This window comes from Clostridium sp. YIM B02506 (assembly GCF_022324845.1).
Taxonomy (GTDB): Bacteria; Bacillota; Clostridia; order Clostridiales; family Clostridiaceae; genus Clostridium_T; species Clostridium_T intestinale.
In genome coordinates this window covers 17,095-29,366 of record NZ_JAKGTG010000032.1, presented here as the reverse complement: position 1 = coordinate 29,366, position 12,272 = coordinate 17,095, and the positions used below count along the sequence as shown (strand labels likewise).

The 12,272-nt window shown below is 29.9% G+C and carries 11 protein-coding genes; 4 read left to right on the top strand and 7 right to left on the bottom strand.

From position 1 onward, the window contains the following. Positions 1–81: 81 nt before the first annotated feature. Genes L1S49_RS18960 through L1S49_RS18945 form a run of 4 tightly spaced genes read right to left on the bottom strand, consistent with a single transcriptional unit; the run spans position 82 to position 3,655 of the window. On the bottom strand, positions 82–1,038 hold the full coding sequence (locus tag L1S49_RS18960) for a metalloregulator ArsR/SmtB family transcription factor (protein ID WP_238906949.1): 957 nt from the start codon (positions 1,036–1,038) through the stop codon (positions 82–84). A 7-nt stretch (positions 1,039–1,045) separates the two neighbouring features. Further along, complete coding sequence (locus L1S49_RS18955; protein WP_238906948.1) at positions 1,046–1,855, bottom strand: ABC transporter permease; 810 nt, start codon at positions 1,853–1,855, stop codon at positions 1,046–1,048. A 3-nt stretch (positions 1,856–1,858) separates the two neighbouring features. After that, a complete protein-coding gene (locus L1S49_RS18950) occupies positions 1,859–2,833 on the bottom strand; it encodes an ABC transporter ATP-binding protein (RefSeq protein ID WP_238906947.1) in 975 nt (324 codons plus the stop codon). A gap of 9 nt (positions 2,834–2,842) precedes the next feature. Next, positions 2,843–3,655, bottom strand: a complete 813-nt coding sequence (locus L1S49_RS18945; RefSeq protein WP_238906946.1) for an ABC transporter permease — start codon at positions 3,653–3,655, stop codon at positions 2,843–2,845. Positions 3,656–3,839: 184 nt separating this feature from the next. Between L1S49_RS18945 and L1S49_RS18940 the strand changes: the two genes are divergently transcribed. Beyond that, positions 3,840–4,448 (top strand): class I SAM-dependent methyltransferase, encoded by a 609-nt coding sequence (locus L1S49_RS18940; protein WP_238906945.1) that lies wholly within the window; start codon positions 3,840–3,842, stop codon positions 4,446–4,448. Between the two features lie 73 nt (positions 4,449–4,521). Here the strand turns inward: L1S49_RS18940 and L1S49_RS18935 are convergent, their stop codons facing one another. Beyond that, entirely contained in the window at positions 4,522–6,615 is a 2,094-nt protein-coding gene (locus tag L1S49_RS18935) for a glutamine synthetase III (RefSeq protein WP_238906944.1), read from the bottom strand. A 436-nt stretch (positions 6,616–7,051) separates the two neighbouring features. On the opposite strand from L1S49_RS18935, the gene L1S49_RS18930 reads away from it, so the two are divergent. From L1S49_RS18930 to L1S49_RS18920, 3 genes are read left to right on the top strand one after another with little or no spacing between them, the layout of a single operon-like run. Further along, positions 7,052–8,563: a spore germination protein gene (locus L1S49_RS18930; RefSeq protein ID WP_021802604.1), complete on the top strand. Its 1,512-nt coding sequence runs from the start codon at positions 7,052–7,054 to the stop codon at positions 8,561–8,563. A 23-nt stretch (positions 8,564–8,586) separates the two neighbouring features. Next, complete coding sequence (locus L1S49_RS18925; protein WP_238906943.1) at positions 8,587–9,696, top strand: endospore germination permease; 1,110 nt, start codon at positions 8,587–8,589, stop codon at positions 9,694–9,696. Beyond that, a complete protein-coding gene (locus tag L1S49_RS18920; protein ID WP_034856152.1) occupies positions 9,669–10,877 on the top strand; it encodes a Ger(x)C family spore germination protein in 1,209 nt (402 codons plus the stop codon). The genes L1S49_RS18925 and L1S49_RS18920 overlap by 28 nt, the downstream gene beginning before the upstream one ends. Positions 10,878–10,947: 70 nt before the next feature. Here L1S49_RS18920 and L1S49_RS18915 read toward each other — a convergent pair whose 3' ends face one another. Further along, positions 10,948–11,823, bottom strand: a complete 876-nt coding sequence (locus tag L1S49_RS18915) for a methionyl aminopeptidase (RefSeq protein ID WP_238906942.1) — start codon at positions 11,821–11,823, stop codon at positions 10,948–10,950. 50 nt (positions 11,824–11,873) lie between these two features. Further along, entirely contained in the window at positions 11,874–12,236 is a 363-nt protein-coding gene (locus L1S49_RS18910; RefSeq protein WP_238906941.1) for an AraC family transcriptional regulator, read from the bottom strand. Positions 12,237–12,272: the final 36 nt, after the last annotated feature.

The window sequence follows — 12,272 nt, the reverse complement described above, 5'->3', positions numbered from 1 at the left end:
AATTAGACATATCTTTCTAAAATCTCAAATAAAACACCCCTAGCTACATTAAAAATATAGCTAGGGGTTAAAATCATAATTCTAATAAATATACTCGTAAATCCTATAACTTATAAAATCAATAGTATCATTATTGACTGAATAAATCATATAATTACCTTTTCTCTCTTTTGTTACAAGCTGCCCTTCTTGAAGCAGTTTTAATGCCTTAGATACTGCTGCTTCTGATATATCTAATAGACTGCTTAACTCTTGTGTACTCTTACCTTTTTTACTTATTGCTTTTAATATCTTTAATCTTGTAGAATCCCCTAAAGCCTTTAATGTTCTTTCTAAATCCTTAGGACTTTCTTTTTCAGAGTTTTCTGTTTCAACTAAACATGTTAAATTAAGAAAATCATCTATTATTCCTATAAGAAGATGAGGCCCAACAAAAGTTGATACATTAATTGAAACCCTCTTTAGATCTTTTTTGTAAACCTCATATTGCTTATTTTTATAAAAAACAATCTTATCTTCATGAACCTTTATTCTTTCATGAATCTCTTGAATTAAATTGAAAATCCCTTTTTCTTTTGCAAACCTCACTTTTTGTTTCAACATTCTAGTTATAAAAGGCTCTATATATTTTAATTCACCTTCAAATATCTCGATATAGAAGTCTTTTAATAACCTTAAAAGTTCTTGGTACTGATTTTGAGTGATTTTTTTATCATATTCTTTAAATATCTTGTTTATCTCATGTATTGATATCTTTGATAGTACATCTATGGAACTTAATATATTTAAATCTGAACATTCATCAAAATAAAGACATAAATCCATGATTATACAATACTCATCAGTGATATCTGCATAAATCTTTATGTCTTGTCTCATATCTTGATTCATCTGTTTATTAACTTTTTCTACCCACTTCTTCCTATGAATATGATGTTCTGGATTTGATAGTACATGAAGAGCACAAAACATCTCAAAAAGCGGTGAATACACAAATTCACATAGTACATCTTGTTCATAAATAACATCTATTTTCATATTACCTCTAAAAATAAGTAAAATTTCCTGTTTTTCTGCTGTGATGTTCAACTACTTTTATTATCTTCAAACATGAAAGGTATAAGATACTTATTATCCCAATTCCTATAACTATGAAGCTTTTTATTTCTTGTATAGAGCTTCCTATTAAAATAACATTTCTTACCCCTTCAATAGCATAAGTTAAAGGAAATATAAGGCTTATCCCCTTTGCCCACATAGGGAAAACTGAGGTTGGTACCTTAACTCCTGAAAATATCTCCATAGGCTCCTCAAGTACTGTAAATAGAAAACCTGAATCCCTTGAAAATAAAAACAAAGAATTTAAAAACATTCCCCACATTACTGCCATCAATAAAGTAATTATAAAAACAATCATCAAACTTAAGTAGTTTACATTTAAAACCTCTCTTTTGAATATCAAAACTCCTAGAGTGAAAATCACCATAAAAACTATGCTTTCAAAAAGAGAAGATAAGGCATTTCCTAGTATTACCCCCTGCCTACTGGCTGGTGAAAGGTAGATTAGCTCTAATGTCCCACTTATTCTTTCAAAAGAAAAGTTCCAAGCAGTTTGAACTAAGCTTCTAAACAGGCTCATGGTCATATATCCCAATACTATAAATACTAACACATTATCTTCATTAAGATAACTGATATTACTATTATTTATTTTAAATGGCTTAAAACTATAATAGGAGGTTATGAAGTTTAAAATAGGCCATATAAACAAGGAAATATATATAAACTTACTATGAAAATAGTTTAAGTGTTGTTTCTTCATTTCTGCCATAACTACTTTTATAAAACTTCTCATAATTTAAGCTCCTTTCTCAGAAAGCTTAATTATAGTATCTTCAAGTCTTGGTACAATCTCAAAAAATTCCTTTATGATAGCTCCTTTATCTGAACATATTTGTGATATGTTTAAACTTAGATTCTTAGAACTTATAATATGATATGAGTTATCCTCTTCATAAATCTCAACTGTATTATCATGTCCTAAAAGACTTATTAACATATATCTTTGAAGGGCCTCTATTTTATTATGAAGGGTCAATCTATATTCAACTTTTTTAAATACTTGTTTTGATAGTTCCTTTGATGTACCTTGTCTTATTATCATCCCTTTATCTAAAACATAAATATAATCAGCAAGTTCCTCAACTTCCTCCATGTAATGAGAGGTTAATAATATACCTTTACCTTTTTCCTTAGCTAATGACTTAACATGAGTTCTTAATTCCTTTGATACCACTGCATCAAGTCCTAAGGTAGGTTCATCCATAAATATATAGCTTGGATCATTTATTAGTCCTCTTGCTATCTGAAGTCTTTGCTTCATACCTTTTGAAAACTCTTCAACCTTCTTATCCTTATTTTCATAAAGGCCTACTAATTTAAGTAATTCTTCAATTCTCTTTTCTAATATATTATTAGGAATTCCATAAAGCTGTCCATAATACCATAGATTTTCATGAGCCGTAAGTCTCCAGTATATCATTCTCTCACCACCAGCAATCATATTAATTTTATATTTTATTGCTCTTGGATTTTTTACAGCATCTATCCCATCAAGAAAATACTCTCCTGAAGTTGGTGAAAGTAAGGTAGTTAACATCTTTATAGTTGTCGTTTTTCCTGCGCCATTTATACCTAAAAGTCCAATGATTTCTCCTTCTTTTATTTTTATAGAAACATCTTTTACCGCCTCTAACTTAACCTTCTCATTTTTAAATATTCCTTTACTTGTTTTAGTTTCATAAACCTTTTTTAAGTTGTTTGCTTCTATCATATTCATCACCTATCCTTGAATTTTTTCTAATGCTATATATTCTATTTTTCTAAGACTTAAAAATCCTACAAGTATATAAACTGTACCAAGTAAAAAAACATAAATCATGGTACTACTTAGTTCTGATACCCCTTTTCCAAGTAAAGCTGATCCTCTTATTAAGTTTGAGGTTTCAGTTACTGGTATTAGTTCTCCTATCCATCTTAAAACCCTTGGTAAATATTCATTAGGAAATGTTATTCCACATAGGAGTAACATGGCAACAAATAAAGTGTTTTGAGAAATATAAGTATCTCTTGTATATAACATTATTGAAGCAAGTACCATGGATAATCCAAAGAAACCATATAAGGCAAGAAGGGCACTTATTCCAAAGGATAATAAGTTTATATTAGACAAGTCTAGCCCAAAGGGAATAGCAATAATCAAGGAAACTATAACTTCAAAAGTAGTTGTAACTGTCTGCTGAAGCATATTCCCTATAAAATACTCTCCTCTCTTAAAAGGTGTAATCATAAGACTTTCTAAGGTACCTTCCCTTAATTCTGTAATAAGACTTCTACTTACATTTAAACATGTTCTAACAACATACAAATAAGTCAAAGATCCTAAAATAACGTAGCTCATGTAATCTCCTGTTCCAGTAAACTCAAGAAATTCATCTCCCACAACTCCATTAAAAAGCATCTTACAAATAAGTAACGCTCCTATTACAGTATAAAAACCAGTTAAAACATTTCCTATGAAAAAATCTTTAGGGTATGCTCTTATCATTACTATAAAATTTCTTTTAAATGTTGCTTTAAGTACTTTTCCTGTCATTTATTCAACCCCCTATTTTTGATTAACTATTTAGTTAATTAAATCGTTAATTCTTTAATGTGGAAGCATTTTAAAGGGTTTATTAAGCTTTGTCAATAAATAATTTCCAATATATCTCTTTTTATCCTTGATGGATTTTACTGGAAGTTGTATTATATAGTTAAGTAATTGGGAGGTTATTAATATGAATGCAGAAATAATTAAAGAGAAATCCTTGAGGAATTTTGATTCAGAAGCAGAAGTTTATGAAAAAAGTTCTGATGGAAAGTTTTGCTCTAGAATTTATCCCTACATATTGGACGAGCTTAATAAAAAAAATAATGAATTAATCTTAGATGTTGGCTGCGGAAATGGAGTAATGTTATCAAAGATGAATGAAAATAACAAGCTTCATGGAGTTGACCTTTCAAAAGCTATGATTGATGTTGCTAAAAAGAAGCTTAAAGACAAAGCAGAACTGATTGTAGGTGATGCAGAGTTTTTACTCTGGGAAGATAATTATTTCGACACTATCTTATGTACTTTTTCCTTTCACCATTATCCACGTCCTAAAAAAGTTTTAGATGAAATGTATAGGGTTTTAAAAAAAGGCGGACGTCTTATACTCGCTGATCCTTGGCTTCCTACTCCACTTAGACAGATTACAAACTTCTTTTTGAGATTTTCTGATAAAGGAGACTTTCATGAGTATTCTCAAAGAGAAATCACGGATCTATTAGAAGCTTCTAATTTCAAACTACAAAGGTTTACTCATCCTACGAATGATACATTTTTGTTAGTTGCTTTAAAGTAAATTAATAAATAACTTTAGTTTTTACCATACAAAAAGGAGCACTTCATAAACGAAGTGCTCCTTTTATATCTTATTAAACGTTGAATAACATATCTGAGTAAGTTGGTAATGGCCAGAACTCTTTGTCAACTATAGTTTCAAGAGTATCTGCAACTTCTCTTAAAGTATTCATTTGCTCAAATACTTCATATCTGTAGATCATACCTAAGTCATAGATATCACCATCAAAGTTGTCTGCTTTTGCAACTACTTCTTCAAGAAGTGCAATGTTTTTGTTTAATGAAGCTGTTAAGCTTGAAACTTCTTTTAATAATTCAGTTTGAACTGAAACATCAGCTCCTATTCCAACAGCAGTAATTGTATTTATTGAAGATGCAAGGCTTGTTGCATACTTAATTACTGAAGGTAATATTTGACGCTTAGCTATTTCAAGTGTAGTTAAAGCTTCTATATTTATAGTTTTGTTATAACCTTCTAAAGTTATTTCATAACGAGATTCTGATTCTACTTTAGTTAAAACTCCATGTTTTTCTAATACAGCTTGGTTCTTTTCAGAAAGTAAAGCTTTAGTAGATTCTACAGTAGATTTAATGTTTGGAAGCCCTCTTTTTGCAGCTTCTTCAACCCATTCATCAGAATAACCATTTCCATTAAATACAACTTTCTTATGAGCTTTAACAAGTTCAGTTAAAAGAACTTTAACTTCTTCTTCTACATCTGTAGATTTTTCAAGTCTATCTGCAACTTCTGATAAAGCTTCAGCAACTATTGTATTTAATACAAAGTTAGGTCCTGAAATTGAAGCTGAAGATGGAGTCATTCTGAACTCAAATTTATTTCCTGTAAATGCAAATGGAGAAGTTCTGTTTCTATCAGTTGCATCTTTTGGAAGTGGTGGTAATGTAGTTACCCCTATAGTTAAATCACTAGCTAATTTTGAGCTTGTAGCTGGTCCATTTTCAATTTGTTCTAAAATATCAGTTAATTGATCTCCTAAGAATATAGAGATTATAGCTGGTGGAGCTTCGTTAGCACCTAGTCTATGATCATTTCCAGCGTTAGCAGCTGATAATCTTAATAAATCTGAATATTCATCAACAGCTTTTATTACAGATGTTAAGAATAAAAGGAATTGTAGGTTTTCGTGTGGAGAATTACCTGGTTCAAGTAAGTTAACTCCATCATCAGTTCCCATTGACCAGTTGTTGTGTTTACCTGATCCATTTACTCCTGCAAATGGTTTTTCATGTAATAGACAAACTAATCCATGTTTTCCTGCAACTTTTTTCATTAATTCCATTGTAAGTTGGTTGTGGTCTGTTGATATATTTGTAGTACTAAATATAGGAGCTAATTCATGTTGAGCAGGCGCAACTTCGTTATGCTTAGTTTTAGCTAATATTCCAAGCTTCCAAAGTTCTTCATCTAACTCTTTCATGTAATCAGATATTCTTTGTTTTAATGATCCAAAATAATGATCTTCAAGTTCTTGTCCTTTTGAAGGTTTTGCTCCAAATAAAGTTCTTCCAGTTAATATAAGGTCTTTACGAGCATCATACATAGCTTTATCTATTAAGAAATATTCTTGTTCTGGTCCTACTGTAGTAGTAACTTTTGTAGTTGTAGTATTTCCTAAAGCTTTTAAAACACGTAGAGCTTGTTTATTTAAAGCTTCCATTGAACGTAATAATGGAGTTTTCTTATCTAATGCTTCTCCATGGTAAGAACAGAATGCAGTTGGTATACATAAAGAATCATCTTTAATAAATGCTGGTGAAGTACAATCCCATGCAGTATATCCTCTAGCTTCAAAAGTAGCTCTTAATCCACCTGAAGGGAATGAAGATGCATCTGGTTCTCCTTTTATTAATTCTTTACCTGAAAATTCTAATATAATCTTTCCATCAGAGGTTGGACTTATAAAAGCATCGTGTTTTTCAGCAGTAATTCCAGTCATTGGTTGGAACCAGTGAGTGAAGTGAGTAGCCCCCTTCTCAACAGCCCAATCTCTCATTGCAGCTGCAACAACATCTGCTACATCTGGTGCAAGAGCGGTTCCCATTTCTATTGTCTTTTTTAAAGCTTTATAAGTTGCTTTTGGAAGACGTTCCTTCATTACACAATCATTAAATACATTTGATGCAAAAATTTCAGTTACTTTACTCATTTAAAAAAATCCCCTTTCGTATTGCACATTACTTGATTTGTTCCTTAAAAGTTTACTTACAAGGATAAAACTTTTCTCTTTAAATACATTTTTTACATTATTTACATATTCACAAAAATAAAAAGCCAAAGAAAAACAATAATTTTCTTTAGCTCCATTGCTAAAATTATATAATTCATAATTTATTCATATACTTATTATTACACTCATCAATAAAACTGCCATAGTTTTATACATATGATGAATTTATTATACTACTATAACAGAGATTGTTCAATATTGAAATTAAATTTTTTTATAATTACTTAAATGATTAGATATTTTTTCCCATTAATTTCATACCATATTTTTCACTAATACATTAAATATAGTAAATAATTTTATTTATATAACTAAGACTATATTTATCTAATTAATATAGCGAGGTAGTATCTATATGCATAAATCCATTAACGCAAAAAATGATGATGTCTATGAAGGCTTAAAAAATATATACATCTATAATACTCTAAGTGAAAACAAATTTTTAATGAAAAAAATATTTAACCACAGCAGTTCTCTTTGTCAAAAAGATTTAACTTTGGGTATTGATGGAATCCCTATTACTCTTTTTTATGTTGATGAAACTATCGATGAAAAACTATTAGTTCAAAACGTAGTTAAACCAATACTTAATCTTAAAGATTCTTCTATAAAAAAGACCGAACTTAATATTGACTACATTCAAAATAACCTTATTCCTGCATGTAAAATAAGTATCGTAACTACTTACGATGTACTTGTTTATGAAGTTTTATGTGGAAGTGTAATTATCTTTGTTGAAGGTCAAACAAATGCCTTTATGATTAAAATTCCAAATACTAAAGCTAGAGATATTGATACCCCTGATACTGAACAAACTGTAAGCGGAGGAAAGCAGGCTTTTGTAGAAAACTTAAAAACAAATATAAATATTTTAAGAAATTTAATAAGAAACCCTGAGTTAGAAATCAGAACTTTAAATATAGGTATAAGAACAAAATCTCCCGTTTCTCTAATCTATCTAAATGGAATTATAAATGAAGATTTGCCTAAGGAGATCTTAAAAAGATTAAACTCCATTAATGTTGATGGATTAGTGGATACCTCACAAATTCAAGCACTTATACAAGAGCATAAATGGACAATATTTCCACAGCTTTTAACTACTGAAAGAGTAGATAGAACAATCAGTGAAATACTTAACGGTAAAGCAATTATATTACTTGAAGGAAGCCCATTTGCACTTGTACTTCCTTCAACACTAAATTCTTTTTTAAATTCTCAGGATGATATTTATGGACGTTCCATAATAACATCTATATTAAAAATAATTAGGTATATTGGTTTTTTTGAAGCCTGTTCTATATCAGCATTATACTTAGCTCTAACTACTTATCACCCTGGCTTATTGCCTACATCCTTAGCTTTATCTATTACAGGTACAAGAGTGGGACTCCCCTTTCCTGTTTATATAGAAATACTATTAATGGAGATAACCTTATACTTGGTACAAGAAGCAGCATTAAGACTTCCAAAGTCTGTAGGTAATACTGTTGGTATAGTTGGTGGTTTAGTAATAGGTCAATCAGTTGTTTTGGCTGGTATAATCAGTCCAATAATTGTAGTAATAGTATCTATGTCTGCTATATCTTCATTTACTTTACCAAACTATAATCTTGCGCTTTCGACTATTGCTATAAGACTTTTTTTAATATTTTGTTCTATGACTTTGGGTTTGTACGGATTTGTTATTGGTGTAATCATAATTTTAATACACTTAGCTTCACTTGATAACTTTGGGGTAAAATATCTAGCTGATTATTCTCCATATAATAAAAATATTTTAAAAGAAAACTTAATTAGAGCACCATTATCAACAATTCACAAAAGACCAAAATACTTAAATCCCAAAGATGACAACAAGTAAATTGATGTAGAGAGGCTGATATAATGAGTAAAAAAGTTGAAAGTATAAAAATGTTAGGTATAGTTGTAAATGGAATGATAGGTATAGAACTTCTAACACTTCCTATTACAACTGTTAAATATGCCAAAAATGATGGTTGGCTATCTCCTATATTAATTGGTTTTTTTATGATTGTGACTGTATATCAAGGCTACTGGTATTATAAAAATTATCCAGGCTTAAACTTTGCAGAAATGAATGAGGCTATCTATGGAAAGATCATAGGGAAAATATTTATATCTATAAATATACTTTATAACATATACATACACGGAATTACTTTAAGATTATTTGCAGAGAGTATAAGTGTATTTTTATTAGATAGAACACCTATAATCATAGTAATTTTAGTTACTCTTTTAGTTGTTTTTTATTTTACATCTTTAAATTTTGAAAGTATTACAGTAGTTTTTGACATTTTACTTCCATTTGTACTGTTTTCAATAATTTTACTTTCAATCATAAGTTTCTCGGCTGTAACTCCTTATAATTTATTTCCTCCATTACACGGGGGATTTATGCCGATTCTAAAAGGTGCACTGGGCTCTTTAAATGCAGCTGGAACTTGTTTTATATTTGCCTTTATTCTCCCTATGTTTTCAAACCCTCAAGAAACTAAAAAATATACAATTTTAGGAGTTATAATTAGTTCTATGGTTTTTACCTTAATTACAACACTTTGTATCATGGTCTTTGGGGCTTCAGAAATTAATCATCTAATGTTCCCAACACTTACTCTCTCCAAAGCTATACAATTGCAAAATCCTGTTTTCGAAAGGACTGAAAGTTTATTCATGGCGGCTTGGATACCAAATACTATTACAACTTTAGTTGTTTATTTTATTATATCGACTACTTCTACTAAATCTCTTTTTAAAAATAAAAAAGACTCTATTATTAGAGTTGCTCAGTTACCTTTAATATTAATTATATGCTTACTTCCTAAAAATGAAGCTGAACTTTTTAAAATGCTTGATATTGCAAACATAGGATTGAATTTATTAAATTTTGTATACCTACCTTTTGTTACTATTACTATTTTCTATAAGAAAAAGGGGTGGAAGAGATGGTTTTTAAAAAACATAAAAAACTAGTCTTAGTATTACTAACTATTTTACCAATAACTTTGTGTGGTTGCTGGGATAGTATTGAGATAGAAAAAAGAGCCTATGTTCTTGGAATAGCAATTGACGTTCCTAAAGACAAGAACTTAAATAGTAACTCTATAGAATATATGCCGCCTGAAGCTAATGGCCCTTTATACGCCTATACTATACAGATTCCTATAATATCAAATTCTATGAACAGACCCACAGGTCAATCTGGAAGCAGTTCATCTAAGGAGAGGCAGGCTAATTTAACTATAGTCTCTACCTCTTTTTTTGAAGCAAATAGAGAATTTTCTACACAAATAGACTATGCTCCTTATTATCCACATCTTAACTCAATAGTAATAAATGAATCTGTAGCTAAAGAAGATATTTCAAAATTCTTAGATATGTTTTTAAGAGATTCAGAAATTAGAAGAAGAACCAGAATTTTTATAACACCTGACGAGGCAAAAACAATATTAGATGTTACACCCAAAATAGATGATTACTCATCTCAATACTTGTATTTCTTACCTAATAACAATCACAAAACATCTAGACTGCTTCATAAAACTGATTTAGGAAAAGTATCAGAGGCTATGCATGAAAATAGAGACTTCGTACTTCCTAAAGTTATATCAGATAAAAATAGTATAATTAAAAATGCAGGTTGCGCAGTCTTTAAAGATAATAAAATGGTGGGGTGGCTAGATGAGATAAGAACAAATTACTTAAAAATAATTACAAATTACGCTAATGGTGGGACAGTATCTATAAACTTGCCAGAATATAAAGACTATCCAGTTATTCTTGAAATAAAAAAAGTTAAAACTAAGCAGCGACCAATAGTTAATGATGATTCAATAAAAATGAAAATAAATATAAAATCAACCTTAAGCATCTCGGAATTAAACATTCCAAATTGCCCTAGTGCAATGAATTCAGAACTTTTAGAAGAAATAGAAAAACTTACTGAAAATAAAATTAAAGAACAGGTAGAAGAAACCATATCTTATGTTCAAAAGACTTATGGAGCAGATGTTTTTTTGTTTGGAGTTAATATAAATAGATTTGCACCTAATACATGGGATAAAATAAAAGATGATTGGGATCAACATTTTAGATATTTAGATTTTGACATTGATGTAAAGGTCAGTATTAAACAATTTGGCCTTATGAAATAGAATTGTAAAGCATCATAAATTATTATGATGCTTACAAAATTAATTTATTTCATTATTTAATTTCTAAATATTAATAAGCTAAAATTTCATATCCATCCTCTGTTACAAGTACCATCACTTCACATTGAGCAGATAAGCTGCCGTCTTCAGTATAGAAGGTCCATCCATTTTCTTCATCCATAAATACCTTATCACTGCCTTCATTAACCATAGGCTCTATAGTAAAAATCATTCCTGGAACTAAAAGCATTTCTGTTTTTGCTTTAGAAACATGACTAACCCAAGGATCTTCATGGAACTCTAGTCCAACTCCATGTCCTCCTATTTCTTTTACTACGGTGTATCCATTTTTAAGAGCATGCTCATGTACAGCCTCTCCCATGTCTCCAAGAAAGTTCCATGGTTTTACTTGTTCTAACCCTTTATTTACACACTCTCTAACCACTCGGACTAATTTTTCAGCTTCTTCATTTACGTCTCCAATACAAAACATCCTTGAGGAATCTGAAAAATATCCGTTATATATAGTTGAAACATCTACATTAATAATATCTCCATTTTTAAGTAGTACATCTTTTGATGGTATTCCATGGCACACTTGATTGTTGATAGAGGTACATACACTTTTAGGGAAACCTTCATATCCAAGTTGTGCTGGTATTCCTCCAAGTTCTTTTGTCTTATCATATACAAGCTGATTAATTTCCTCAGTACTTACCCCTTCTTTTATAAAATCTGCCACAGCATCTAACACAGCTATATTAATCTTTCCACTTTCACGTATTCCATCTATCTGTTTTTGATTTTTGATTATTTCTCTATCTGGTACTATGTGACCTTCATTTCTGCAAGCTTCAATCTTATCATCAAAGACCTCATGGCACTTTTTATATTTTTTTTCACTTCCACACCAACATAAATCATTTCGTCCTAATTTGTTATTCATAGTACATCCTCCAACATTATCTTTTAGCTATTATATTAAAAATCTGTATTTTAAGATTTAAAAAAATCTGGTTTCATATATAAATTAAGCGGGATAGATTGCTTTCTATATTTTGATGGAGTTACTCCAAAGGTTTCTACAAAAGCTCTTGTGAAAGCTTCTTGAGATGAGTATCCATATTTTATTGCTATATCTAATAGTTTAGTTTTCTCCTCTCTTACTTCAATAGCTGAAAGGCTTAATCTACGTTTTGAGATATATTGTTTAAAAGTAATCCCTATATTTTCATGAAACTTACTTGAACAATAAAAAGAAGAATATCCAACATGATTAGATAAATCTATTAAACTTGGATTATCCATAATATTATCTTCAACCCAATTAATCATAGTTTCTATGGTTTTTGTAGACACGCAATCCACCTCCTTTAACCTTTATTATATCATTTT

What these genes read in the sequence shown, in the direction of transcription:
- L1S49_RS18955 (WP_238906948.1), bottom strand. Translation starts at nt 1,855, where the DNA reads ATGAGAAGTTTTATAAAAGTAGTTATGGCAGAAATGAAGAAACAACAC.
- L1S49_RS18935 (WP_238906944.1), bottom strand. Translation starts at nt 6,615, where the DNA reads ATGAGTAAAGTAACTGAAATTTTTGCATCAAATGTATTTAATGATTGT.
- L1S49_RS18960 (WP_238906949.1), bottom strand. Translation starts at nt 1,038, where the DNA reads ATGAAAATAGATGTTATTTATGAACAAGATGTACTATGTGAATTTGTG.
- L1S49_RS18945 (WP_238906946.1), bottom strand. Translation starts at nt 3,655, where the DNA reads ATGACAGGAAAAGTACTTAAAGCAACATTTAAAAGAAATTTTATAGTA.
- L1S49_RS18925 (WP_238906943.1), top strand. Translation starts at nt 8,587, where the DNA reads ATGAGTAAAAAAGTTGAAAGTATAAAAATGTTAGGTATAGTTGTAAAT.
- L1S49_RS18915 (WP_238906942.1), bottom strand. Translation starts at nt 11,823, where the DNA reads ATGAATAACAAATTAGGACGAAATGATTTATGTTGGTGTGGAAGTGAA.
- L1S49_RS18940 (WP_238906945.1), top strand. Translation starts at nt 3,840, where the DNA reads ATGAATGCAGAAATAATTAAAGAGAAATCCTTGAGGAATTTTGATTCA.
- L1S49_RS18950 (WP_238906947.1), bottom strand. Translation starts at nt 2,833, where the DNA reads ATGATAGAAGCAAACAACTTAAAAAAGGTTTATGAAACTAAAACAAGT.
- L1S49_RS18930 (WP_021802604.1), top strand. Translation starts at nt 7,052, where the DNA reads ATGCATAAATCCATTAACGCAAAAAATGATGATGTCTATGAAGGCTTA.
- L1S49_RS18920 (WP_034856152.1), top strand. Translation starts at nt 9,669, where the DNA reads ATGGTTTTTAAAAAACATAAAAAACTAGTCTTAGTATTACTAACTATT.